The 25,017-nt window shown below is 42.2% G+C and carries 20 protein-coding genes and 1 tRNA gene; 11 read left to right on the top strand and 10 right to left on the bottom strand.

Going from position 1 to position 25,017, the window contains the following annotated elements; translation table 11 throughout:
• Positions 1 to 176 precede the first annotated feature (176 nt).
• Both AC2SLM_RS00345 and AC2SLM_RS00340 read right to left on the bottom strand, forming a co-directional pair.
• A tRNA-Phe gene (locus tag AC2SLM_RS00345) sits at positions 177 to 252 on the bottom strand.
• A 94-nt stretch (positions 253 to 346) separates the two neighbouring features.
• Positions 347 to 781 carry a hypothetical protein gene (locus AC2SLM_RS00340; RefSeq protein ID WP_486539895.1) on the bottom strand — a complete coding sequence of 145 codons (435 nt, stop codon included), beginning with the start codon at positions 779 to 781 and terminating at the stop codon, positions 347 to 349.
• 224 nt (positions 782 to 1,005) lie between these two features.
• Between AC2SLM_RS00340 and hisB the strand changes: the two genes are divergently transcribed.
• The 5 genes from hisB to AC2SLM_RS00315 all read left to right on the top strand — a co-directional run bounded on the left by hisB (position 1,006) and on the right by AC2SLM_RS00315 (position 6,025).
• The gene (gene hisB / locus AC2SLM_RS00335) at positions 1,006 to 1,632 is read left to right on the top strand and encodes an imidazoleglycerol-phosphate dehydratase HisB (RefSeq protein ID WP_486539897.1); all 627 of its coding nucleotides are present in this window, start codon (positions 1,006 to 1,008) and stop codon (positions 1,630 to 1,632) included.
• Position 1,633: 1 nt separating this feature from the next.
• On the top strand, positions 1,634 to 2,269 hold the full coding sequence (gene hisH / locus AC2SLM_RS00330) for an imidazole glycerol phosphate synthase subunit HisH (RefSeq protein ID WP_486551268.1): 636 nt from the start codon (positions 1,634 to 1,636) through the stop codon (positions 2,267 to 2,269).
• 1,054 nt (positions 2,270 to 3,323) lie between these two features.
• Positions 3,324 to 3,650, top strand: coding sequence for a hypothetical protein (locus AC2SLM_RS00325; protein ID WP_486551266.1), 327 nt, complete (start codon positions 3,324 to 3,326; stop codon positions 3,648 to 3,650).
• A 45-nt stretch (positions 3,651 to 3,695) separates the two neighbouring features.
• Complete coding sequence (locus tag AC2SLM_RS00320; protein ID WP_486551264.1) at positions 3,696 to 4,109, top strand: PACE efflux transporter; 414 nt, start codon at positions 3,696 to 3,698, stop codon at positions 4,107 to 4,109.
• A gap of 167 nt (positions 4,110 to 4,276) precedes the next feature.
• Positions 4,277 to 6,025: a sulfatase family protein gene (locus AC2SLM_RS00315; RefSeq protein ID WP_486551262.1), complete on the top strand. Its 1,749-nt coding sequence runs from the start codon at positions 4,277 to 4,279 to the stop codon at positions 6,023 to 6,025.
• 168 nt (positions 6,026 to 6,193) lie between these two features.
• Here AC2SLM_RS00315 and acnA read toward each other — a convergent pair whose 3' ends face one another.
• Complete coding sequence (acnA, locus tag AC2SLM_RS00310; RefSeq protein WP_486551261.1) at positions 6,194 to 9,034, bottom strand: aconitate hydratase AcnA; 2,841 nt, start codon at positions 9,032 to 9,034, stop codon at positions 6,194 to 6,196.
• A 515-nt stretch (positions 9,035 to 9,549) separates the two neighbouring features.
• On the bottom strand, positions 9,550 to 9,933 hold the full coding sequence (locus AC2SLM_RS00305; RefSeq protein ID WP_486539907.1) for a DUF1622 domain-containing protein: 384 nt from the start codon (positions 9,931 to 9,933) through the stop codon (positions 9,550 to 9,552).
• Positions 9,934 to 10,518: 585 nt separating this feature from the next.
• On the opposite strand from AC2SLM_RS00305, the gene AC2SLM_RS00300 reads away from it, so the two are divergent.
• The gene (locus AC2SLM_RS00300; RefSeq protein WP_486551259.1) at positions 10,519 to 11,667 is read left to right on the top strand and encodes a catalase family protein; all 1,149 of its coding nucleotides are present in this window, start codon (positions 10,519 to 10,521) and stop codon (positions 11,665 to 11,667) included.
• Between the two features lie 119 nt (positions 11,668 to 11,786).
• Here the strand turns inward: AC2SLM_RS00300 and AC2SLM_RS00295 are convergent, their stop codons facing one another.
• From AC2SLM_RS00295 to AC2SLM_RS00280, 4 genes are all read right to left on the bottom strand, one after another.
• Positions 11,787 to 13,658, bottom strand: a complete 1,872-nt coding sequence (locus tag AC2SLM_RS00295) for an amidohydrolase (protein WP_486539911.1) — start codon at positions 13,656 to 13,658, stop codon at positions 11,787 to 11,789.
• Between the two features lie 225 nt (positions 13,659 to 13,883).
• Positions 13,884 to 14,036 carry a hypothetical protein gene (locus AC2SLM_RS00290; protein WP_486539913.1) on the bottom strand — a complete coding sequence of 51 codons (153 nt, stop codon included), beginning with the start codon at positions 14,034 to 14,036 and terminating at the stop codon, positions 13,884 to 13,886.
• A gap of 110 nt (positions 14,037 to 14,146) precedes the next feature.
• Positions 14,147 to 15,217: a Cj0069 family protein gene (locus AC2SLM_RS00285; RefSeq protein ID WP_486539915.1), complete on the bottom strand. Its 1,071-nt coding sequence runs from the start codon at positions 15,215 to 15,217 to the stop codon at positions 14,147 to 14,149.
• Between the two features lie 369 nt (positions 15,218 to 15,586).
• Positions 15,587 to 16,525, bottom strand: a complete 939-nt coding sequence (locus tag AC2SLM_RS00280; RefSeq protein WP_486551258.1) for an alpha/beta fold hydrolase — start codon at positions 16,523 to 16,525, stop codon at positions 15,587 to 15,589.
• Positions 16,526 to 16,938: 413 nt separating this feature from the next.
• On the opposite strand from AC2SLM_RS00280, the gene AC2SLM_RS00275 reads away from it, so the two are divergent.
• Positions 16,939 to 18,540, top strand: coding sequence for a GMC oxidoreductase (locus AC2SLM_RS00275; RefSeq protein ID WP_486551256.1), 1,602 nt, complete (start codon positions 16,939 to 16,941; stop codon positions 18,538 to 18,540).
• A 134-nt stretch (positions 18,541 to 18,674) separates the two neighbouring features.
• Here the strand turns inward: AC2SLM_RS00275 and AC2SLM_RS00270 are convergent, their stop codons facing one another.
• Positions 18,675 to 19,058, bottom strand: a complete 384-nt coding sequence (locus AC2SLM_RS00270) for a hypothetical protein (protein ID WP_486539921.1) — start codon at positions 19,056 to 19,058, stop codon at positions 18,675 to 18,677.
• Between the two features lie 127 nt (positions 19,059 to 19,185).
• Here AC2SLM_RS00270 and lplA point away from each other — a divergent pair, with 127 nt between their 5' ends.
• The gene (lplA, locus tag AC2SLM_RS00265) at positions 19,186 to 20,190 is read left to right on the top strand and encodes a lipoate--protein ligase (RefSeq protein WP_486551255.1); all 1,005 of its coding nucleotides are present in this window, start codon (positions 19,186 to 19,188) and stop codon (positions 20,188 to 20,190) included.
• 242 nt (positions 20,191 to 20,432) lie between these two features.
• Positions 20,433 to 20,822 (top strand): hypothetical protein, encoded by a 390-nt coding sequence (locus AC2SLM_RS00260; protein ID WP_486539925.1) that lies wholly within the window; start codon positions 20,433 to 20,435, stop codon positions 20,820 to 20,822.
• Between the two features lie 399 nt (positions 20,823 to 21,221).
• On the opposite strand, the gene AC2SLM_RS00255 is transcribed toward AC2SLM_RS00260, so the two are convergent.
• The gene (locus AC2SLM_RS00255) at positions 21,222 to 21,422 is read right to left on the bottom strand and encodes a hypothetical protein (protein WP_486551253.1); all 201 of its coding nucleotides are present in this window, start codon (positions 21,420 to 21,422) and stop codon (positions 21,222 to 21,224) included.
• Positions 21,423 to 21,669: 247 nt separating this feature from the next.
• Here AC2SLM_RS00255 and AC2SLM_RS00250 point away from each other — a divergent pair, with 247 nt between their 5' ends.
• On the top strand, positions 21,670 to 22,443 hold the full coding sequence (locus AC2SLM_RS00250) for a lysozyme inhibitor LprI family protein (protein WP_486551251.1): 774 nt from the start codon (positions 21,670 to 21,672) through the stop codon (positions 22,441 to 22,443).
• A 463-nt stretch (positions 22,444 to 22,906) separates the two neighbouring features.
• On the top strand, positions 22,907 to 24,898 hold the full coding sequence (locus AC2SLM_RS00245) for a LamG-like jellyroll fold domain-containing protein (protein WP_486551249.1): 1,992 nt from the start codon (positions 22,907 to 22,909) through the stop codon (positions 24,896 to 24,898).
• Positions 24,899 to 25,017 lie beyond the last annotated feature (119 nt).

The following is a 25,017-nucleotide window of genomic DNA, read 5'->3' as shown; positions in this document are numbered from 1 at the left end:
CTTATGTTTAATACGCCGTCTTATAGGTTATTTAGCATTTTTATATAACCTATTATAGGTAACCACCGTACCGCTGCGAGTATAGATTGAGTAAGAAATTTTAAGTATAAAAAAACCCCCAAACTAATTTAGCTTGAGGGTTATCTATGCTTGTTAAGCAGAATTTAGCATAAAGATGGTGGCTCGAGGCAGAATCGAACTGCCGACACAAGGATTTTCAATCCTTTGCTCTACCAACTGAGCTATCGAGCCGTCTTTATGAGGTCGCTATTAAACTAAATATTCGAAGATCTGTCAACACCTTTTTTAAAAATAAGCAAAAATAATTGAAAAAAGACGGTTTTTTTTAAGATTTAACTCGTATAAGTTCGTATTCGCTCATAATTCGGTGAATATTATCATCAGAGGGCATAAATTGACGCACCCCTTTTCGAACCTCTTTATCATAGACCAATTTGATGAATTTGGCGTCAATACCACGATTGACGTTCTCAGGATGCATCGCTAGATACTGTAGACGCTTGGTATCGGTTTGACCGTCATCAAAACAGCCTACGGCCGCAATGGGTTTGTCATTAAACATCCCCACATACATCAGATTGCCGCGCTTAAAGGCCGCATTAAACAGCGCCATGACCGCCTCGCTATCAGCCAAATCTCCAAGATTGGCATTTTCAGCAGTGTATAGCTTGGCGATACGCTCACGCAGCTCTCCATCATGAGTGGTTTCACGCATGATAGGCGCGTCAAAAGAATTAATAGCAATGGCTTCTAATGGCATAAAGACTGTCCCAAATAATAATAAGCGTTTATGATACAACAAGGCGTGTAAACGTAATTTTGGCAAACCAATTCCTATATTTTAGCAAACATTACTTATGGGTATAGTAGGAATATGGCTTAAATTCAGTACGTTTGCTATTATCATGACATTGCTGTTAAAAACAGACACTTTATTGTTATAAACTTCTACAAATAAGCCAATTATTAGTGAGCCAATTAGCCATGACTACTCAAATCAGCCCGAACCCAGCCGAGCGTCCTGCACGTATCGCCAGTGTTACCCGTGATACCGCCGAGACTAAAATTAGCGTAACGGTTAATCTTGACGGCACCGGCCAAGGCACCATTGATACGGGTGTCCCTTTTTTAGACCATATGCTTGACCAAATTAAGCGTCATGGATTATTTGATCTCGATATTACCTGCAAAGGCGACGTCGATATTGACGACCATCATAGCGTTGAAGATACAGGGATTACGTTGGGTCAAGCTTTTGCTAAAGCGCTGGGTGATAAAAAAGGCATTCGCCGTTATGGACATTTTTATGCGCCGCTTGATGAATCATTATCTCGTGCGGTGGTTGACATCTCAGGTCGTCCGGGTCTACACATGGATATCCCGTTTACCCGTGCTTATGTCGGTAAATTTGATGTGGATTTATTTAGCGAATTTTTCTTTGGTTTTGTCAATCATGCTTGGATGACGGTGCATTTGGACAACTTAAAAGGGGTGAATAGTCACCACCAGATTGAGAGCACCTTTAAAGCTTTCGCTCGCGCACTACGTATGGCCTGTGAATATGATGAGAGGGCTTTAAATACACTACCGTCAACCAAAGAAGCTTTGTAATATGACCAAAATTGCACTACTCGACTATGGCATGGGCAACCTACACTCAGCCAGCAAAGCCTTAGCAGCTGTCGGCGCAGAGGTGTCCATCACCAATGATGCCAAAATCATTCGCGCCGCTGACAAAATTGTCTTTCCAGGGGTCGGTGCGATGCGCGACTGTATGGCGCATATGCGCGAAGAGGGTATTGATAAGGCGGTATGCGAGGCAGTATTTAACAAGCCCGTTATGGCGATTTGTGTCGGTATGCAAGCCTTATTTACTGAGTCTTTAGAGTTTGAGCGCACCCAGTGTCTGGATATTCTATCGGGTCAAGTCAAAAAGTTCGATGCCGACTGGACAGATGAGCAGGGCGCAACGATTAAAATCCCGCACATGGGCTGGAATACCATATCGGGCATGGATTTATCACATCCGCTGTGGCAAGGTATTGATGAACATGCTCATTTCTACTTTGTGCATAGTTATTACTGTGATCCTGAAGATAAATCGGTGACCGCTGCTGTCTGTGATTATGGTCAGCCATTTTGTGCCAGCGTTATCAAAGACAACCTGTTTGCGACCCAGTTCCATCCCGAAAAAAGCCATAAAGACGGCTTACAACTGCTTAAAAACTTCGTTGAGTGGAGGGTGTGATTTACATCACCTGAATTAAGGTTGTTAAGGGGATGCGGTTATGAAAGTAATGTATTTATATATTGCATTGGCGATATTACAAGTTATCTTTATATTTTCATCCTTTCCAGCACGGCCCAAACACAAGCAGTATGCGACAGTGAGCATTCGTATTATATTTTTAGCACTATTGACGTATGATACTTTTTTTTCAGGGTTTGAACCGACCCCTTATGATATTTACGTCAATATCCCCTGTTTTCTAATCGTCTTTTTATTGCCAAGGTTTAGATCCTTTGAATAGTCAGCTATTTAGTGAGTCGCTATTTAGTTAAGCGCTAAATAGTTTTAAGCTATTCCCGCTTTCGCTATTATCTTGGCTTGCACTAGGTGATGCGCCAAGCTTTACCTCGTTCCTGCTTCGCGAGACCGAGTTAAAGCGGGCGTCTCTGCCTTAGTGCCGTGCCAAGTATAACCGCTGCAATCGGGGCTAAACCGCATCCTAATGCGACCCTCTATCACAGAGGGTTAAGTCGTTCCCAAATCCATGCCATTCCGTTCCGTTTTAAAACATAAAGGTTGTATAGCCTAATGCTAAATACTCAGTTCGAACGACTGTTTCAATACAACGCTGTCATGAATCGTAAAATTATGGATTAGCTCATCAGACCCAGTGCTATGCTAAGTATAAATACTTAGTACCCGAGTATCGCTTTCGCCTTCTCCTTACAAAGCTGTTCATTCAGGCCGAATCTTAAGGGTAATTCTTTGAGCTTAATCAGAATCAACATGTATAGCGTCTGGTAGTTATTTATTTGCACTATCTGAAAGGTAGAGCCAGATGTTTAATAAATAATCCCCAGCCGCTTATAAATGTTTCAATACATTATTATTTGCGTAGTTACTAACTCCTTGAATTCACATAACCTTTATCAAATATTCATCACACTTTCATCGCACTTTTTACAGACCTGATGTATTATTTTCTGTACATATCCTACAAAAATGCGTGAGAAAGTTTCAGTAAGCTATTGACTGATTATTAATCACCCATCAGCCTCGGAAAGATATTACATTGGATTTTCAAACTTTTAAACTACACGTTATGAATATCACGGGTCTTGAAAGAGATGCCCTGCATATTTACGTGGGTATTGGGGTGTTTTTACTCACTCTGTTATTGTCTCGATCTATTATTAAGCGTCATATCAGTCGCTTAAATATGGCCTTACTGTTGGCAATACTTTTTGCATTATTAGGGGAGTATTTGGACTTAAGGGTCAATTACCCCCATATTACAGGCGATAATCTAAGGGACAGCATTCATGATATTATCAATACCAGCTTTTGGCCGGTGGTGTTGTACATTGTGATTCGTTGGACGACGTTGTTTAGGGGCTGATGGACATTTATCACGTAAGGCGTCAGCAAGGTAGGAAGGGGCTGTATGCGAAGTAAAGCAGACCGTATTCGCCATGCCCTAGCTTTTGAGATAATCGGGCTCATACTTTTTGCACCGCTGGCAAGTTGGGTGTTTGGCTATAAGATGCATACGATGGGTGTGATTGCCGTTGCTGCTTCAATAGTCGCTACAGTCTGGAATTATTTCTATAACATTCTATTTGACAAAGCCCTGCTCAAGTTTCGTAATAACGTCCAGAAGACGGTACTGATACGGGTGTTACATGCTGTACTCTTTGAGGGCGGACTATTGCTGATGTTTATGCCAATCATTGCTTGGTATTTAGATATTACGCTATGGGAAGCCTTTATTATGGATATTGGCATGGCGGCATTTTATCTAATATATGCCTTTTTTTATAACATCGCTTACGACAAGATTTTCCCTGTTCCAGAATAACGCTTATTGCTCTGAATCTATGCATAGTTACGTAAATTGCATAGTCACACAAATATTGTTTAGCCGCGCTGTTTACATTCGTTAATCATACTGATGGAATGATTTGCTTTAGTATATTCTGTATATCACGATTTAAGTTTTATCATCGATAAATACAGGTTATGTCTATGAGCAATGTCAATCATTCTAATAATAACAAGCCTGCCAATAATCTTGGCATACCCACCTCGTCACGCAATGAAGGCTTAGCTGCTGCCAGTAAACGGCAAGACAAAGCTTCTGATACAAATACGCCTTATAACATTCTATTTATCTTAACCGATCAAGAGCGCTATATTGATGATACGGCCTTACCACATGGCTTTCACTTGCCTGGTAGAGAACGTTTAAGACAACGCGGCGTCACCTTCACCAATCACCATATTAACTCAGCAGTTTGTACGTCCTCACGTTCGGTTATTTATACCGGAAAGCATATTCAGCAGACGCATATGTTTGATAATTTGGATTTTCCATGGACCAACGACCTCGACCCAGAGGTTGGCACTGTAGGGCATATGCTAAGCGATGCCGGTTATTACACGGCGTACAAAGGCAAGTGGCATCTATCCGACTTAGGTGATTTGGGCGAGCAGGCGCTGCCTGATCCCGAGCTGACCAAAATTATTGAGCGCTATGGTTTTAAAGATTACGTTGGTATCGGTGATGTCATCGGTATGGTACAAGGCGGCTGGATTAACGATGATTTAATCGCAGCGCAGGCGTGCCGCTGGTTAAGAGTACAGGGCAATCCGCTTAGCGAGCAAAATAAACCATGGTTCTTGGCAGTCAATTTGGTCAACCCGCATGATGTGATGTTTTATAACACCGATGAGCTTGATGAGCACGTTCAAGATACGCCAACGCCTTTGATAGGCCTTAGCCGTGAGCCCAATACCCCCTTTTATAAACGACAGTGGGATCTTGAACTCCCAAAAAGCCGTAAAGAGCCGTTTGATAAAGCAGGTCGTCCTCAAGCGCATTTAGAGTATCAGCGTGCCCGTGATACGCAGGTCGGCGGCTTCCCAAATGAGGATGCGCGTTGGCAACGTCTGCTTAATTATTACCATAATTGCATTCTGTCTACTGATGAGAAGGTGGTCAGTATTCTTGATGAATTAGAAGATTTGGGGTTAGCAGATAATACGATTGTAGTGCTGACCTCAGACCATGGTGAGCTTGGCGGTGGTCATGGTACGCATGGTAAAGGGGCAACCGCTTATCAAGAGCAAAACCATGTACCACTCATTATCTCACACCCTGATTATCCTGATACTCAAGGTCAAGCATGTCAGGCAGTGACCTCTCATTTAGATATTGCACCAACATTACTAGCGTGGGCAGGAGAGCGTACTGAAGCTGCTAATAATCTAGCGGGTAAAGACTTATCACCGCTGCTCAAGTTAGGTGAAAAGGCGGGCATAAACGAGGTGCGCTGCGGCAGCTTATACTGTTTTAATATGTTTGCTTATCTTGATAGCAACCTACTCAACAGCGTGCAGAGGTTTTTAAATAATCCGCAAGATGACGATGCTGATCCAGAGTTTGAGATAGATTTCGATAAGCGTGGGGCGATTCGCAGTGTATTTGATGGCCGCTATAAATTCAGCCGTTATTTCTCGCCAAAACAGCATAATCAACCACAGAGTTTGGATGAGTTATTTGAATTAAACGATGTGGAGCTGTTTGATTTGCAAAGTGATCCAGATGAGATGAATAATCTAGCGACCCAGTCTGAACAGTATAAAGACTTGATACTTAAGATGAATACTAAGCTGAATGTCTTGATTAATAATGAGGTGAAAGGGGAGGACGATGGCAGTCATCTACCGCTCGATAAACCCAAATGGACAGCACATGAATTCGGTTGGTATTAGTTACTGAAACAACTGACTTCCGCTATATTGTCTGCTCGTTTTAATTTTCTTCAATATAAAGTAGTGATATAGCAGATTAATAATTTGAGCAATAAAAATACCCGGTCCATTGACCGGGTATTTTTATGAACTGCTATTTAACAGCCTATTGACGCTAAACCACCTATATTAGGCTTGGTTTTCAGTCGCCAATTCACGTAGTACATAGTGTAGAACACCACCATGACGCACATACTCACGCTCTTTAGGCGTTTGTAGCATTACATTCACCTCAAAGGTTTCAGTGCTGCCATCAGCGCGCGTTGCTGTCACAGTCGCCGTCTTGCTTTCGCCATTGTCCAAACCAGTGATGCTCAATACTTCTGACCCATCTAGGTTGTGTGACTGGATGCTTTCACCTTCTTTAAAGGTCAATGGCAATACGCCCATACCGACTAGGTTTGAACGGTGAATACGCTCAAATGAACCGGCTAATACCGCTTTCACACCTAATAGGATAGTACCTTTAGCAGCCCAGTCACGGCTTGAGCCCGTACCATACTGCTCACCACCAAGGACGACTAGCGTACGACCATCTTCCTTATATTTCATCGCTGCATCATAGATAGCCATTTCTTCGCCATCTTGTAAGGTTGCTTTGTCGTTTTTGAAGTAATAAGTGTAGCCACCTTCCTTACCATCCATCATCAAGTTTTTGATACGGATATTAGCGAAAGTGCCACGCGTCATCACCGCATCATTACCACGGCGAGAACCATAGCTGTTAAAGTCCTCTTCCATCACACCGCGCTCTTGCAAGTATTTACCAGCAGGAGAGTTGGCATCGATATTACCGGCAGGTGAGATGTGGTCAGTGGTAATTGAATCACCAAACAGACCTAAGATACGGGCATTTTCGATATCTGGAATACCTTCTGGATCCATGGTCATACCATCAAAGAAGGGTGGGTTCTTGATGTAAGTAGATGCTTCGCTCCAAGGATATAACTGGCTGTCTGCTGAGCTAATAGCATTCCACTCAGAGCTACCGTTAAATACTTCACCGTAGTTTTTGTGGAACATCTCAGCATTAATATTTTTAGCGATAAGCTCATCAATTTGTGCAGTGGTTGGCCAGATATCTTTTAAGAACACATCATTGCCGTCTTGATCTTGGCCCAATGGATGTTTGGTCAAGTCGATGTCTACCGTACCGGCTAGTGCATACGCCACCACCAATGGCGGAGAGGCAAGATAGTTGGTTTTGACATGAGAGTGGATACGACCTTCAAAGTTACGGTTACCTGATAACACAGATGCCACAACTAAGTCTTTTTCTTCGATACCTTTTTCAATAACGTCTGGTAACGGACCTGAGTTACCGATACAGGTGGTACAGCCGTAACCGACTAGGTAGAAGCCGATTTTTTCAAGCTCATCCATCAAGTTGGTTTTTTCAAGATAGTCAGTCACCACTTTAGAGCCTGGTGCTAATGAGGTCTTAACCCAAGGCTTGGCTTTTAGACCTTTTGCGGCTGCATTTTTAGCAACCAGACCAGCGCCGATCATAACCGCAGGGTTTGAGGTATTGGTACACGAGGTGATAGCCGCAATAACTACCGAACCATCATTTAAGTGATGCTCTTTATCATCAATACAAACCGTTGAGTAAATACTATTCGCAGCAGGCTTTCTGTCTGAGGTTGATTCCTCATCACTGGTCGATACTTCGATATCTGGCTGTGCTGCTAGCTCTTCAGCTTGCTCTTGTTCACCACCTTCTTGATCGAAGCGCACTTTACCAACGACTTCAGCTTTACGATCTTTGGTCATCTCGGTCAAGGTTTTACCGAAGCTTTCATACATATCTGACAGAGCAATACGTTGATGCGGAAGTTTTGGACCCGCAAGTGATGGTTCAACAGTTGATAGGTCTAGTTTTAGGTTACTTGAATAAACCGCTTCTTTGGTGTCTTTGTCATGCCATAAGCCTTGTGCTTTAGCATACTGTTCGACCAATTCAATTTGATCTTCGCTGCGGCCAGATAAACGTAGATAATCAACGGCAACTTGGTCAATTGGGAAAATACCACAAGTTGCACCGTACTCTGGTGCCATGTTTGCAATGGTCGCACGATCAGCGAGCGGCAACTGATGTAAGCCTTCACCGTAGAATTCAACGAATTTACCAACCACGCCATGCGCACGTAGCATTTCTACCACACGTAATACTAAGTCAGTTGCGGTAACGCCCTCTGATAACTTACCGGTTAACTCAAAGCCGACTACTTGTGGAATAAGCATAGACGATGGCTGACCAAGCATGGCCGCTTCTGCTTCAATACCGCCGACACCCCAACCTAATACGCCAACACCGTTAATCATAGTGGTGTGACTGTCAGTACCAAATACGGTATCTGGATACGCGGTTAGCTCGCCATTTTGCTCACTCGCCATCACAACACGGGCTAGATACTCAAGGTTTACTTGGTGAACAATACCAGTAGCTGGTGGCACAACAACAAAGTTTTCGAAGGCGTTTTTACCCCAATGCAAAAACTCATAACGCTCATTGTTACGCTTAAATTCAATCTTTTTATTTAAATCTAGCGCATCTGCACGACCGTAGACATCGACCTGTACAGAATGGTCAACGACAAGCTCACTTGGGATAAACGGGTTGATCTGCTCAGCATCACCGCCTAATTTCACAATGGCGTCACGCATTGCCGCTAAGTCAACAACAGAAGGAACACCCGTGAAATCCTGTAATACCACACGTGCTGGCATAAAGGCGATTTCTTTTGATGGCTCTGCTTTAGCATCCCAGTTAGCAACCGCTTCGATGTGGTTTTCACCGACAGATTGGCCGCCATCTTCGTTACGCAGTAAATTCTCTAATACAATCTTCATGCTATAAGGCAGTTGATTGATATTGTTATATTTTTCAGCAAGTTTTGGCAGGCTATAGTAAGCGTGCTCTTTACCGGCGACAGTTAAGCTGTCTTTTACGTTGAATATATCACTCATATTGGCTTCCTTCTCTATTATTAATGGTTATTTATAAGTAAGGTGGCTTTTTTATTATCAGCGTTATAGATAACAACTGTGGACTCTATTTATAGGCTGAGCTTATTAAGCGTCATCTTTGTTCTGGCTTGTTGCATTTTTATCACGTTGGCGTCATTCATTAAATGCTGATAACTTTCACTCATCTGTATGAGTAAGTCCCAACTTCTCTGAGAATATAACTTTCATCATAATCAGAGCATTCGGGGTTAAAGAGTAGCTCAAAAATTGTGACTAAAATCATGAGGATTTAGATGACAGTCAAAGCTTATCAAAAATCATCAAATCACTCCTATTAACATATCAAAATTTTGACCATTTATTAAGGTGAACACGTGGTTTCATCGTGGGTAAATCGTAACAAATAGCACTGACTCACATTTAGATAAGCTAATGTATCGCCTAGTGATATAAAAGGTGGCGTAATATAAAAGATAATCTATTTGGCTTATGACGTCTTTTTATTTGGGGTAGGCTTACGAACTCGATGACGTATTTGAAGCCTGCTCCTCAAGAGAGACTTTTTTCTGCCAAGGAAAGCGGCCTTCTAGTTCAACTTGTAAGGACAAGCTCAAGAAAGTACGAATCAGCACGATAAGACCCAATACCAACACACTGCGTAGCGTCGGTTCGGTCACAACGGTTGCCATAATATCTGCTGCAATCAATACTTCTAGTCCTAGTAAGATGGATTTCCCCACGCCTTGTCGAATATCTAAGTAGGTATCTCGACTAAACTTACGTTTTGAGAGAAGCGCTTTACCAAAGGCCAATACCAATCCCAAAAACATAATCATCACGCCAACGAATTCAACAATCTTAGCAATTAAATCAATGGATTCAACAAGGTTTTCTATCAAAACATGTCTCCCGATACGGCATTGATGAGGTAGGTCTATAAGCGAGCGGCTATTATAAACGAGCGGCAATTTTAAATGGTTATTGGTTTAACCATAGTGCTTTAAAATCTGATAGCCATCAAAGCAATAACTGTGAATCAGTAATGCCAAAACTCTAGACCTATTGTTAAGCGCTCATAATAGACAATCAGTCTTGACTATTCAGTAGCTTTATATTGATATAAAAGCCCAATTGTTTGCAATCTGTAGAGTTTTGTTTGAATCACTTGTGTATGCATGGTGATTGAAATCTCTGTCTTGTATGTTATTCAACATCTGTTGAGTTCCTAAGATAAATAAATCTTATATATCAGCAATATTATATTTTAAGCGAGATAGAACCAAGCGCGCTAAAAACCTCTCAATAATTCAGAAGGTTTAAAGGATAAAATCGCTGAGTCATTCGATGACTTTAAATTAGCTGTTAATTTGCTCGTTGTTAACTTAAAAGAGGGCGGTTATGAGCGTTTAAGAGCCGATAGTTAGTAGAAGAGTAACACTTAACATTCATTCCATTATTCACAATCAACAACTAGGTTAATCCCCATGCTAAAAAAACTATTTAAACCAAAGTATGCCCGTTATGATGACAAATATATTCAACTGTCAAAAGAGGATAAAGAGAGTATCCGCGTCATCACCGAAGACATTAACAGCTATATTTCACGTAGTGATAAAGTAAGTGATGTTAACTATTATACCCGTGATGCTCATGCCAAAGGCTACTGTGCATTAAAAGCAGAGTTTGAGATTTTAGATAATTTACCAGAAGAATATGCTCAAGGGTTGTATGCCAATGCAGGCGTACATGATGCAGTGATTCGCTTTTCTAACGGTGCGCCAATGGTATCGCCTGATCGCAAGCTGGGGTTGGCACAAGGTTTGGCGATTAAGATATTCGATGTACCGGGCAAGAAGTTAGCGCCAGGTGAAGAGGATTGCACTACTTTTGATTATAATCTCATTAATAATCCTATTTTCTTCTGTAACCGCATTGAAGATTATGCTTATATCTCTAGACTGTTCTTAGAATTGCCAAAGTACACTGAAAAAGGCGCAATCGGTCAAGTGCAATTGGCGTTTAACTGGCTTACTAATTTTGGATCTCATTTTCCAAATACAGAGTCGTTAAAAACCTTTAAAGCGCTAGGTACCTTTACCAAGATTGAGCCAAAGAACACTTTGCTTTATGACTTCCACTCTCAAGGTGTGGTCCGTCATGGCGATTATATGGCCAAAATCCGTGTTAGACCTACCAAAGAGTCTAAAGATAAGGTGACGCGCTGTGATTTAGACTTAATTGAGCGTGATGATGCGATTCGTCCGCTGATTATTAATGAAATACGTGAGCATGAGCACGTGTATGAGGTGCAAGTTCAATTGTGCCGTAACGTTAAAAAGCAGCCAATCAATGAAATCACTACTCAATGGAAAGAGTCAGAGGCGCCATTTGTGACCGTGGCTCGCTTGACCATACTTCGCCAACATGCACCCAAAGATGGTAACTTTGATATTATGGAAAATCTATCATTCACGCCATTTCGCAGCTTAGAACAAAATCGCCCGATTGGTGAGTTACAGCAAGCGCGATTAGAAGCCTATCAGACGGCTTCAAAAACACGTCATAAGTTAAATAACGTGCGCCGTCAAGAGCCAACAAGTTTAAGACAGGTTTTTCTAAAAGAGTTCTTCTAAACTTAATTAACTCTCTTCACTTTATTTTTTAAGGGCATTTAAACCAAAAAAAATCGGCCTATTTAATAGGCCGATTTTTTATTATCAACAACTACGAGTATTTAACTGTGCGTTAGAGACTACTTAGCAGCTGGTTTTGCAGGGTTATGGTAACCACCATAGTATTTAACAGGAGACCAGCTTGGAATGACTTCTGGTAGTTTAGGATCAAGCTTGCTGTATTCACCTGCGCCGTAAACAACCTTACCATCAAGAACCGTTAACACAGATTCAATCGTTTTGATTTTCTCGTCTGGTACCGTGAAGTAGTCATCTGATAGCAGCACAAAGTCGGCATATTTACCTGGCTCAAGCGTACCTTTAACGTCTTCCTCGCTTGAGAACCAAGCACTACCACTGGTATAAACTTCTAGCGCATCATCGCGGTCTAAAATATTATCCTTACCATATAGTTGAGTACCGCCAACTGTTTTACCCGTGGTCATCCAATACAATGAAATCCATGGGTTATAGCTTGCCACACGAGTACCGTCAGTTCCAGATCCTAAAGGGATGCCCATATCATAAATCTTTTTAAACGGCGGAGCAGTACTAGCGGCTTCTGCACCATAACGTTCTACAAAGTACTCACCTGCATATGCCATACGGTCTTGTACTGAGATACCACCATTCAGACGTTTGATTTCTCTGAGTGTCTCATCATCAATCGTTTCCGCATGGTCAATTGCCCAGCGCATGTCATTTCTGATTTTACCGTTATTTTCACGGTCAATCTCATCAACCAAATCCACAATCAACTTTGTATTTTCACCGTAAGTTGAGTGCTGTCTAAATGGCCAGCCTTCATTAACGTGCATTTGGATGACTTCTTTAGTACTCTCACGCCAACCTTCATTATTTTTAATAAAGGGCTTAGGCGCTAAGAAGTTTTCAAAGTCGCCAGCCGCCCAAGTCATGTATTCGCCGCCGCCTTTTAGCTCATAGCCGTGTGATAGGGCATGGGCTTTGTTAACTGACGCTTCGTTATTGGCCATCCACTGCTCAAACTGCTTACGCTCTTCCCCCGCTTTTTGAGGGAAGAGGTAGTAGGAGATGCGCATTGATAAATCACCACTCGTCGCTAGAGTTTCAGACGCTTCGTAATCTTGCGGAAAAGTGTGTCCGCCGCCGCCAGCATCTACCGCACTGGTTAGGCCGAAGCGATTTAACTCATGATAGAATTGTTTGGTAGAGTTAACCATTTCTTTTTCAGATAATGGTGGCAATTTGCCAATGACTTGATACAAAATCATGGCATTTGGTTCAGCTAATAATACCCCTGTTGGGTCACCGTTTTCATCTTTTTCATAACGGCTATCGTCATTAGGTGGCTGAGTATTTCTATCAATATTCAACGCTTTTAAGCCAGCTTTATTAAGCCAACCGCGGCTGTATAAGAATAAGACGAACGCAGGCGTATCACCTGTCGCCTCATTAATCTCTTCAATCGTTGGCATACGTTTTTCTTCGAACTGATATGGAGACCAGCCGCCGATAACACGTACCCATTGACCTTCAGGCGTTCTGTCCGCTTGCTCTTTTAGCATGCGCAGCGCTTCTTTAAGCGAGGTCACACCGTCCCAACGTAGCTCAGTATTGTAGAAACGACCACCACGAGTAATATGTAGATGCGAGTCATTAAGACCTGGAATAATGGTACGGCCATTGGCATCAATCACACGTGTCATTTTGCCGCGTAGATTTAGAATCTCTTCATCGCTACCAGTGCGTAATACTTTGCCGTCTTTTACTGCAATGGCTTCAGCAGTGGTTCTCTTATCATCCATTACCGCAACTTTGGCATTGGTAACAATCATATCTGCTGTTTGATTGGCCGTATTTTGACGGGCATCATTACTGCTAAAAGGGGCGTTCTGAGTGGCACAAGCAGATAATACGCTGGCAGCACCTGCGAGCAATATCAGGTTTTTCTTTTGTATGTTTTTCTTCATGGCGGCTTCTCGATAAATAAAAGTTACAATGGGTTAAGAATAAAATGATAGTCGAGCAATAAAAGGTAATCTACCATAGAAATTTAAAAGAGACACTGCTTGGTAAACTTTTATAAACAACGGAAACAAAATGATACATTGTTAAATTAATATTGATTCGCATGCTTTTCACTGAAGTTAGGCTTTACAACGTTTTAGAAAAGTGTGTTTGAATGACTAGAATTGTTATTTTTCAATGACGCAAATATCGTGGTTATTTGGATTTGCGCCGCCGCCCATATCTAAGCAGATATCTTTATAGAGCCAACCTTTAACGCTGTAGCCGGCTATAAATGCGATGATGGCAGTGATGATTATAATGAGTAGTGTTTTAGGCATCAGATAATCGTCCTTTTTTGTTTCTTGAATGCTGATGGTTAATTATAAAAAATGCACCGTTAGCCGGTGCATTTTAAAATTACTCAGGAATCTGGGTTGCTCACGCTTTATTAGATTCTAAAAGCAGGGAAGCGGCTGTTAATCACGCTTTCGGCTTCGATTAAATTCATAATCTCATCTGCGATATTCTCTGACAGCTCCAAATGAGTGGTAAAGCCAACGCATGACGCGTTAATCTCACCCAGCACATACACATCATTACCTTTGTCATCGGTATCTAAGATAAAGTCAGCGGTCCACAGTAGTGGCAAGGCATAGCCGCCTAATCTTGCTTGCAACATCGGAATACTCGCTTCTACCTCATCAACCATTTCTTGCCACTGTTCTGGCTTGTCATAGCGATAGGTTGCGCCAGAGAACAAGGTTGCTGAAAACGCATCGGCTGATTGATCCGGCTTTTTATGTACCACAGACACTGCTTTGTCACGAAGCATCAATACGCGGATTTCTCCTTCCTTAATACGTGGCAAAAATGGCATGTCTAGCAGCAAACCGCTGTCACCCTCAAGGTACTGATAACAAAACTCAATAAACTCGCCCAAGGTCTTCTCCTCGACATGGTTATCAAGCGCTTCGGTAAGTTTAAGCACCGCATCTTCCGGAATTTCGGCCACATCTTTGTACTTTTTAGGGTCTTTTAATTGCACTCGCCAAATACCTTCACCGGTTGAGCCACGGTTCTGTTTCAGGACACGCTCGCCTCGGGCCAATGTCATAGGGAACTGGATTTTTAGCTCATCATATTCGTAGTAGCAATAGACGTCCTCTGGCACCAAAGAGGTACCTTTTAAGCGCTCGATGACGTTTTTGGCGCCATAATTAATCATGACATCTGGGTGCGGTAGGCCTTTTACGCCTTGATGTACCAGCTCGCGTAACATCTGAAAATAACCGGTTTCATCTTTAAGGTTACCTGGGTTAATACGGCTGACATAAGCGTCGGCTTTATCGATGGTGTAGCGGTAGATTTCACCACGATTTTCATCGCTATAAAAAATGACCTCTGCACTCCAGCCACGTGCTTTTAGTGACTCAATAATAGGGTAGGTGTCACGGCGATAGCCATATTTGCTTTTGTCAGAACCACCACGAGCCTCAAAAATAACAACGTGTTTTTTCATATTATAATCTCTTTTTAAACGAACCTATCAAAGTAAGTCATGTCTTAAGGAGCTACTGTCACTAAAATAAGGCAATAGCCATAAAGGTAATGTAAGCAGGAGTTTATAGCAGCCATTCCATATGAATAGGCGCATAAAGTAAGCCAAAGGAGTTAGGGGTTAAAAGGATTTACAGAATCAGTCAGGGTTGAATTTCGAGCGCGCAAGTCTATACAAGTGTCCGATAAAAAACAATATAGACGTCTCAATTTTTTGAGGGTGTTTTAACCAGTTCAGACAAGCGCTGATGACAAAGAATATCTAGATTGTGTGACTACAAAATGACAAATTATCTACGGGCTTCTACACCCCTGTTATAAGCCATCTTTATCAAGTAGATGGGATGCTATTACTCATCAAGCTGTTGGCCGTCAAATAGTGACCAATCAATTGATTAAACTCTTCTGCCTTAGTGATATGCGGCCAATGCCCGCAAGCACTAAACAGATGCGCGTCTGCTGTTGGAATCGCTGTTACCAGCTCTAGGGTACGCGATAAGTGCACTACCTTATCATTGACACCATGTATCAATAATACCGGCAATTGGGTTCGTGCTAAGGTGTTTAAATCTAGTGGCAATTGATAGCGGTCACGGTCGCGAGCAGCAAGGAGCGTTGGTCTGAGTCCTTTCTCCAACTCCAGCAAAGCTGCCTGATAACGTAGGTCTACCAAGGTATCACAGATAAGCGATTCTTTTTGGATATTCTTTTGTAGATCTTGGCGAATGCGCTCGGGCGTCAACGGCGGCGGTGTGGGACGTTTTACAGCCTTAGTCGCAGCGGTATTTTCTGCATTAGCGTGGTCTGCCGTATTTGACGTAGACGACAATTTTTGCGGTTTCGCGCCGCCAGTACCAACAGAGATGACACCATAAATACGCTCAGGATAATCAATGGCCAGTTGCAACGCCACCCAGCCGCCAAGTGAGCTGCCCATAAGCCATGTTTTATCAATCTCAAGTGCATCCATTAAGCGAATTGTATGCTCGCCCCACGCCCTTATACCAAACTCTGAATCCTCCGCAGTTATCGTCTCACCGTAACCTATAAAGTCAAAAGCGATGGTGCGTACGTGTTGACTCAGCGTCGGTATATTCAGCCACCAGGTACCTGCCGCTGAGGTGGCAAGTCCAGAGCCATGCAGCATGAGTACTGGCATGCCCGCGCCCTCATCAAAATAATGGGTCAGCTCATTGGGGTTGGTCTGAATCCACTGATCTTGCAGATTAAAAAAGGGGTTAGTTGTAAAGTCGGGAATGGGCTGGCTCATAAAGGGCTCTTAACAGATCAAGAAGTGGTTATTTTAGACAATTACTGCGCCAAAAAATAACGCAACTTTGTCACAAAAGCATACGGCTTCATATTTTAGCGCATATTTATGCCAGTGCCACTTTTAATATAATATGAAATTTAGCATGGTGATAAGTAGATAGTCTTAACTTGATATTGGTTGTGCGATGTTACCTAATTTAAAGAATTGCGACAGTTAAGCTTGTTAAACTGAGCCTAAAAATTGGCACGACTGATTAAAATATAGACAAGTGTTTTAAGCTCTCTAACTCCTCTGATTAGACAGCCCAAGGGTGTATAGGGCTTTTATGAGCGACTTAGATTATTTAGCTACAGATACTGAGCGCTTGTTTGAATGGGAATATTTTTACCAAAACTTTAGGGTGCAATCGTATGAAACGACGTCAATTTATGAAAACAATGGGGCTAAGTTTGGGTACAGTTGGCGCATCAGCTACGGTCACGGGTTGCCAGACAATTGGTGGCATGATAAGCAAGCCTCTACCAGAAACCACACAAGAGATGGGTCACTTTAGCAATATTATTGTCGGTAGTGGCTATGGCGGGGCAGTAGCAGCACGTCGTCTGACCGAAAAAGGGCATGAGGTTTTGATTCTGGAGATGGGCATGCGCTGGGACAGAATGCCTGAGAATGATACCTTCTGTAAGATGATTAATGCGGATGAGCGCTCGAGTTGGTTTACTAATTTACCTAACGCACCGATTACCATTCCTATCCCTATTAAAAAATATCCTGGGGTTTTGGATTTGGTCGAATACGATGAGATAAGTGTGTTTACAGGCCGTGCTTATGGCGGCGGCTCTATCGTCAATGGCGCCATCGCTATTGAGCCAAGACGTGATCACTTTGAAAACGTGTTTCCGTGGATTGATGCCGATGAGATGTATGACACTTACTTCCCCTTGGCGATGAAAGAGTTAAAGGTCAGCCAAATTCCAGAGGACTTCTTTAATAACTCAAAATACTATCAATTTACCCGCGCCGCAGAAAAGCAGGCTGAAAAAGCAGGTCTAAAAACCGAATTCTTCGCTAACAGCTACGACTTTGACTATATGCAACAAGAAGAGAAAGGCAAGGTATATCGCTCAGGTCTAGGTGGTGAGGTGATCTATGGCAACAATGCGGGTAAGTTCTCACTCGATTTGACCTATCTAAAAGACGCAGAAGACACCGGCAAAGTCTCACTACGAACCTTGCGTAAAGTGGTGTCTATTGAAGCTTTAGAGGATGATAAATTAGCGTTAGAAGTACACGTGCTTGGGAAGCGCGGCGGCGTTGAAGCCATTGAGCGTTATACTTGCGATAAGCTGTTTTTAAATGCAGGTAGCACTGGCACCTCAGAGCTGCTAATCAAAAGCCGAGCTGAGGGTAAGTTAAATAACTTAAATGAGCACATCGGTAAATATTGGGGACCCAACGGCAATATCATGACTGGCCGTAACTTTGTAGATTCTGCCGGCTCAGTTCAATCCACCATTCCAGTGAAAGGCATCAATATGTGGGATAATCAGCCTGACTCTGAGGTCAAAATCTTCGCTGAAATTGCACCGCTACCACTGGGTATTGAGACATGGTCAACCTTATTCTTAGCCATTACCGACAATCCTGAGCGCGGCAACTATTACTATGATGAAGAGTCGAAATCAGTAAAACTTAACTGGAAGCGCTCGCAAAACGAATATTCGGTTAACGGCGCCAAAAAGCTACTAGAGAAGTTAGAAGCATCTAATGACGGCACCAAAGCAGGCTTGTTATTTAACAACGGCTTTGGTGATGATTTCTGCTACCACCCATTAGGTGGCTGTGTATTAGGTAAAGCCACTGACGAATATGGACGCGTTAAAGGTTACAGCAATATCTATGTGCAAGACAGCTCATTGATTCCAGGTAGTGCTGGCGTGAACCCTTATGTGTTTATCACCGGCCTTGCTGAGCGCAATATGGCGACGATTGTGAAGGAAGATTTTTCATAGGCCATTTTTATAAAGTTAGACCAATTTAGATTAAGACTGAAAAACGCCCAAATTGGGCGTTTTTTATTTTTTAACAGCTAGAAGTCTTATACATGTGAGCCAGTCTCGCAATCATTACAAGACTGCTTGGCTTGTTATTGACTGATTTGATCTACATCATATATAGCTGATATGGCAAAGTCAGCTGAACCGTTACCGTCCTCCGTAAAGGTAATGGCAAAATAGGCAGGAGAATGGTCGGGTGAGGTGACCCATAGCTCCCGCCACGTTTTTTTGCCGGCAGGACCTGTTGGTTGAGCGATAATAAACGGCGTAATGTCATCTAGTGGCTTAATATATCCATGTTCAACCAGTGCGGCGGCAGTATCTTGGCGTAAATTCTGATTGGTATAAGATCCGGCTACCAGCTCAGATTTAGATGTGGTTGCTGCTGCTGAAGGCGATTGAGCCAACGTAGGCGTAATACTTGCAGATAACAAGCTTATAAAAATCAAAGCGGGCGAGATGATAGACTTCATGAATAATCCTAAAGGTTAATTGGGTTTATAAACTGACTAATATAAAGTAGATATTCATTCTATAAAAATTATTAACTTTAATTAAATAACATCCGAACCATAAAGACAATATATAAGGGAATAACCAATGAAACTGCGTATCTTAAAATCTTCCGTGACCAATCCTTGGTTTAATCTTGCGACCGAGGACTGGATTTTTCAAGAACTAGACCCCGGCTCACATACTCTGTTTTTATGGCGTAACAGTGAAACCGTGGTCATTGGACGCACACAGAATCCGTGGGTGGAGTGTAAGATTGATAAAATGGAAGAAGATGGGGTGTATCTGGCACGTCGTCAGAGTGGCGGCGGGGCCGTATTTCATGATTTAGGCAACACCAACTTTACTTTCTTAACGCCCAAAGACGATTATAACCAAGATGCCAACTTCACTATCATTATTAATGCGCTCAAAAAGTTAGGTATCAATGCGACTCAGTCAGGGCGCAATGACATGCAGGTTGGCGAGCGCAAAATATCAGGTAGTGCCTTTAAACATGCCTCAGACCGCAGCTTTCACCATGGCACCTTATTGGTCAATGCCAATATGCAAAAGCTGGGCGATTATCTAAACCCGCATCCACTTAAGCTGAAAGCCAAAGGCATTAAGTCAGTGCGTTCACGGGTTGCTAACCTGATTGAATTTAATAAAGACATCAATCATGAAGTGTTGTCACAAGCGATTATCGAAGCGTTTTGTGAGTATTACGGACAGCAAGTTGAGGTTGAGCAGTTAGAGGAGGCCAGCTTATCAAAGCAGCCACATCTAAATAAATATTATCAGCAGATGGCCGATTGGGATTGGCGCTTTGGTAAGACACCGCAGTTTAGCCATCATATTGAGACCCGCTTTGATTGGGGCATTATCGACCTGCATTTGGATGTGCAGCAAGCGATTATTAGAGAGGTGGTGATTTTCTCCGATGCGCTTAATGTCGAGCTAATCGATATGCTTAAGCAGGCATTGACCGATACCAAATACACCATTAATGAGGTCAAAGCCAAGTTTGAGCACTTAAAACAGGGGGGTTCTGATTTTTCTGCGCAAGTAGAGGACGTTGAACAATGGCTAATTAGCGAAATGGAAACCTAACTACCGCTTACTTTGCTAATAACTAACGTAGTTTTACACTTTCTCACTTAATTATGTCCGAAGCTTCTTATAGGATAGATTAATAAACAGCGATTATTTTAAATGAACAGCCGAAACGGTTTTATCTAAGCAATAGTAGAAAATAAAACCGTGATCAGCAGAAAACATTTGTTTTACTCTGTCAGAATAACTCTTAAAAAACATAATCGTTTTCACCCATTTTAACTATTAGGAGCGACGCCATGTTTGATATAAAATCATTGTTTAAGCAAGAAGTAGAAAAAGAATTGACCGACGTAGAGGACTATATTTTCTTACCAGAACGCATTGATTTAAATGTGGAGGGCGGCGATTTAAATTGTGTTCTAAACAGCGACGGTAGCGTTGATATTTTCTATACCAAGCATGGCGTGACCGAGGCGAGAATGGCGGCACGTAAGCACCCATTGACATCATTTGAGACTGAACTGCATCATGGTATCTATGATGATATTATTGAAGACTTAATTGAAAAAGTGAACGAAACTTTGGAGGGAAAGTCTAAATACTTCCGTAATGTGATTCTACCTTCAGCGCCATCATTACGAGCACCGGAAGCGGAGTACACGACCTCTTCAAATACGTTTGACTAATTTTGAGTTGAATGTATTAAGCATTTATCAGTCTATTTAAGGTGTGGTAGGGCAGATAAATAGGCCACATCAATGGGGTGATTGCTTAGCTATTATCGTTGTGTCATATATCAAGATTAATAAAAAGCCGACTGTCTATTTAGGCAGTCGGCTCTTTTATTTTAGAGTCAAGATAAAGTGTTGTTTTATCGTTTAACCTATTTAAGTTTAAGGGTTTAGTTCCGAATTTAGTTGAAGAACTGGGTAATCAGCCCAGTTTTTTATTGGTTAGAATTTTAGACTATATATAGTCGCCTAGATTGAGTACCCGTAAGTATAGAATGTACTCAGTCGGCTAACGTAGTTGTATTTTTTAAAAGCTCTAAGCATTATTTTAAAAGCGCAGCACGCCAAGCTTTATCAGCATCCTTCCTCACCATCTTCACAATCCGTCGACTCACTTTGCTGATCCACGGCCTCATTAATGTCTTGAATAACACGATCACAAGAGTCGTATGCTCTATCATTATCGCTATACTTTCCCGTATCTTTGGCTTGATTGCCATCGGTCCAATCTTTACTGACACGCTTTGCCGTCTTTTTATTGCTATGTTCCATCACAGTATTCTCCTTGTTTGTGCTCTGCTAGCTATTCCTATTGTACTAGCTATTCTTATTGTTGCCGCGACACATAAAATGATATCAGAGCCAATAAGTGCCACACTTTTAGTATACGCCTGTAAACTTTGGTATTTATGTTTATTTCTAGTAAATATAATAACTATCATCACAAATGTTCATAAAGGATGTGGAATAATCTTAGACACCCGTCGTATCCGTCTTATCCGTCGTAATTAGGAGAAACGCTATGAAAAATTGGACATTAACTTCTATTGCCGTCTCTATCTTTCTAAGCACCAGCCTATATTCTCTACCTGCACACTCAGCCAGTTTTGACTGCAACAAAGCCAGTAGTACTGTTGAAAATTTAATTTGTACGAGTCCAATATTGTCTAAGCAAGATGAAAAGATGGCAAAGCAGTACAACAATGAGCTTGCAAAAGCTAAGCGCAAGGGTAACGACGCTGTCAATCATATTCGCTCTGAGCAACACAGGTGGCTCACCTTTCAGCGCAATACTTGCCAAGATGAATCATGCCTTATGCGTGAATATGAAGAACGATTGGGGTGTCAGGTTGATTGCGGTAATGACCGTGGTCGTGGCGACCTCGTTGACGATGAGGCCTTTGGGAACTTTGTTGGCTCATCAAAAGTTTCTGTTGTTGATGACAAGGTTAATCTCAATGTTAATGATAAGGTTAATAACAATGAGGCTACCATCAAAAATAACAGACTGCATATCATGAAAGTCAGTGAAAGGCCTTATCTCGCCGTCATTGATATGTGGCTTGATTTTGCCAATGGACATACCTGTAGCGTCGATGAAACCTTAGCACGCTGGGCGCAGAACCATTGGGAAATCAGGGACGCTTACAACGGCGTAACGACCGAGTTGCGCTTTTATCCCGTCACTCAAAAGGGTAAAACCCAAATACTAGTCAGAGACCTTAACAACCAATATGCAAAAGTGAACTGCGGAATGCGGGGCTATTTTGATGGTCAGATATTTGAGAGGCAGTAGGGGTTATATAGTCGAATGTATATCATAGTCATAGTAGGCAGAAAGGCTAGCGTGCGGTGTAGTGAAGCGAAACCCACGGCTTAATGTTTGACTATTAATATGGCTGTGGGTTTTTGATGCGTCACTTTGTGTTAGAGATGGAGAATATTACGGTTTGGGTCGCCAAATTATATAGCGATGTAAATAGTCGGTTATAAGAGAATTCAATAAACGCCCTCTACCATTTAGAGGGCGTTTTTTATGGGCTTTGTAACTAATATTATTAAGTACTTATAGTCATTTTGCTGTCTCGCTTTCATCGTAATGTCACTATACCTATTTAAAATTGGTGCGTTAAAAAGAGGGTTCTATCTTATTTTCAGTATAAGGTTTGCGCTGTTTCATTCTTCGTTCTTCGTTCTTCATTCTCTTTAGTTGTTTGGGCTTAACTACAATCTCTCTATCAAACTATGGAACCCACACTATGGTAAATCACTATTTATCTGGAAAAAGTATAATAAATAACAGAGGCTTATCGTTCTTTTCTCAAAACCTATTAACAACTGGCTTACTGGCATTAAGCCTAGCGCTAACAGGCTGTGGTTCAGATTCAGACTCTTCATCAACCACCAGTCCAATAGGTAACACTGACAATCCAGACAGCAATGTTGAGACAGGTATCCCAACAGTAGAGCAAGGTAATTTCTCCATTGCCGTGATACCAGACACACAAAAGTATTCTGAAAACTCACCAGAGCGCTTCTACGCTCAAACCCAGTGGATTGCTGATAATTACAAAACACGTAATATTAAATTTACGACTCATTTAGGGGATATCGTCGAAACTGCTTACCAAGAAAGTGCCGACGGTCGTTATTTGCCCAATACCAAAGAATGGGAGGTCGCCACCAAAGCAATGGGCATTCTTGATGCTAACCCAGCGACCCCGTATAGCATATTGGCAGGCAACCACGACGTCGTTTATCAAGGTGGTGATGAACCAGCAGAATGGTTATTAGACAGTGACAGAGTCGTACGCAATCAAGCCAACAACATGATTGCCCCGCCATTTTTAGATTATTTTTCAGTCGCCAAACAGCAATCTAACTTTAGTACATTTCAAGGGGCAGACAGCACAGGCTTTAACTCCTACCATATTTTTACTGATGATGAGGCAAATCAGTATCTGGTGTTGGCATTAGATTGGCGGGCTTCGGAGAAAACCATCGAATGGGCAAATAAAGTATTAAAAGAACATGCGAATATGCCCACCATTTTGACCACGCATCAATTAATGAACATTGATGATGACGGCGAAACCGCTATTTTTACGCCGCATGGTGCTTATTTATGGGATAAGCTCATCAAAGACAACGACCAAATATTTTTAACGCTAAACGGTCATCATCATGGCGAAGCGGTCAAAACGGCTAAAAACAGCTTTGGTCGAACCGTCTACTTGGTGGTCGTCGATTACCAGTCTGGGTTTTGGGGCGGTAATGGCATGATGCAACTGATTGAGTTTGATAAAAATCACAACGAATTAGACTTCACCGCCTTCTCGCCTTTTGTCGCTAACAAACCTGCCAATGAGCGTGAGCCGCAAGACCGCTTATTAGGCAAAGAATTTAGCCTACCGCTCGATTTTGACAAACGCTTTACGCAATTAAATCAATCAAGTGCGAGCAATGAAGCAGGCAATGTTGAGGGCACGGTGGCTTACTGGATATTTGATGAAGACCATCAAATTACCGACCCAAACAACGGCTTTAAATTTAGTGATTTATCAGGTCATGGCAATGACATGACCCTAAAAACGTTCCCTACCAATACCAAACCTATCAATGCCATTTTTAATGTCACGGATGATGCGCCCAGCTTTGGCTATGCACAAGGGGCGGCTAACTTTAAAGGCACAACAAAAGCGGGCGATGGCGCACTTCTTAGCACCATAGGTAGCATCCCTGAGGATGGCAAGCTTGAAGAGTTCACCCTTGAGGCAGTTGTTAAAGTCAACCCAGAATGGATACCCGCGGTCAATGCGTGGTCGGGCATATTTACCCATGTACCAAGCGAAACCCAAGTTTGCCAATATCATAAGCTGTCTTGTGGCAGTGACGATGCCTCAGGCGGATTATTCACGTCAAGCTTAAAAGAGTTACAATTCTTTGGCGTGGCAGGTAACGGTGATACCTCATCCAATTGGTCTTGGGAGATTAATAAAGACTATTGGTACCATGTTGCCATCGTCAATGATGGCGAGTACAACACCATGTATGTTGACGGCTCACGTGTCATGCGCACTCACAAAACCGAGCAGCCAGGTTGGTACACCATGCCAAACGGCGAGTGGGCAGTGGGTGTTGCCAGTTGGGAGGGGGCGTATGCCAACTTATTTAACGGTAAAGTCGCTGAAGTCCGTTTAACTGAACGTGCGCTTGACCGCAACGAGTGGTTATACAGCCATGTTAAATAGCTATATTCAAACCACCCGTAAATTGTTACAGCGTTAAACTCGTTTATCCTACAACAGTAGTACTTTTACTCGTTTAACTTGTACCACTTTTAAGGGTAATTGACTATACATGTATTCAT

Source organism: Psychrobacter sp. CX16, from assembly GCF_057396245.1.
The sequence above is the reverse complement of the archived record's forward strand: the minus strand, read 5'-3'. Positions and strand labels throughout refer to the sequence as shown.

Coding starts and splice junctions, on each gene's coding strand:
- AC2SLM_RS00340 (WP_486539895.1), bottom strand. CDS start 781: ATGCCATTAGAAGCCATTGCTATTAATTCTTTTGACGCGCCTATCATG.
- hisB (WP_486539897.1), top strand. CDS start 1,006: ATGACTACTCAAATCAGCCCGAACCCAGCCGAGCGTCCTGCACGTATC.
- hisH (WP_486551268.1), top strand. CDS start 1,634: ATGACCAAAATTGCACTACTCGACTATGGCATGGGCAACCTACACTCA.
- AC2SLM_RS00320 (WP_486551264.1), top strand. CDS start 3,696: ATGCGAAGTAAAGCAGACCGTATTCGCCATGCCCTAGCTTTTGAGATA.
- AC2SLM_RS00315 (WP_486551262.1), top strand. CDS start 4,277: ATGAGCAATGTCAATCATTCTAATAATAACAAGCCTGCCAATAATCTT.
- acnA (WP_486551261.1), bottom strand. CDS start 9,034: ATGAGTGATATATTCAACGTAAAAGACAGCTTAACTGTCGCCGGTAAA.
- AC2SLM_RS00300 (WP_486551259.1), top strand. CDS start 10,519: ATGCTAAAAAAACTATTTAAACCAAAGTATGCCCGTTATGATGACAAA.
- AC2SLM_RS00295 (WP_486539911.1), bottom strand. CDS start 13,658: ATGAAGAAAAACATACAAAAGAAAAACCTGATATTGCTCGCAGGTGCT.
- AC2SLM_RS00290 (WP_486539913.1), bottom strand. CDS start 14,036: ATGCCTAAAACACTACTCATTATAATCATCACTGCCATCATCGCATTT.
- AC2SLM_RS00285 (WP_486539915.1), bottom strand. CDS start 15,217: ATGAAAAAACACGTTGTTATTTTTGAGGCTCGTGGTGGTTCTGACAAA.
- AC2SLM_RS00280 (WP_486551258.1), bottom strand. CDS start 16,525: ATGAGCCAGCCCATTCCCGACTTTACAACTAACCCCTTTTTTAATCTG.
- AC2SLM_RS00275 (WP_486551256.1), top strand. CDS start 16,939: ATGAAACGACGTCAATTTATGAAAACAATGGGGCTAAGTTTGGGTACA.
- AC2SLM_RS00270 (WP_486539921.1), bottom strand. CDS start 19,058: ATGAAGTCTATCATCTCGCCCGCTTTGATTTTTATAAGCTTGTTATCT.
- lplA (WP_486551255.1), top strand. CDS start 19,186: ATGAAACTGCGTATCTTAAAATCTTCCGTGACCAATCCTTGGTTTAAT.
- AC2SLM_RS00260 (WP_486539925.1), top strand. CDS start 20,433: ATGTTTGATATAAAATCATTGTTTAAGCAAGAAGTAGAAAAAGAATTG.
- AC2SLM_RS00250 (WP_486551251.1), top strand. CDS start 21,670: ATGAAAAATTGGACATTAACTTCTATTGCCGTCTCTATCTTTCTAAGC.
- AC2SLM_RS00245 (WP_486551249.1), top strand. CDS start 22,907: ATGGTAAATCACTATTTATCTGGAAAAAGTATAATAAATAACAGAGGC.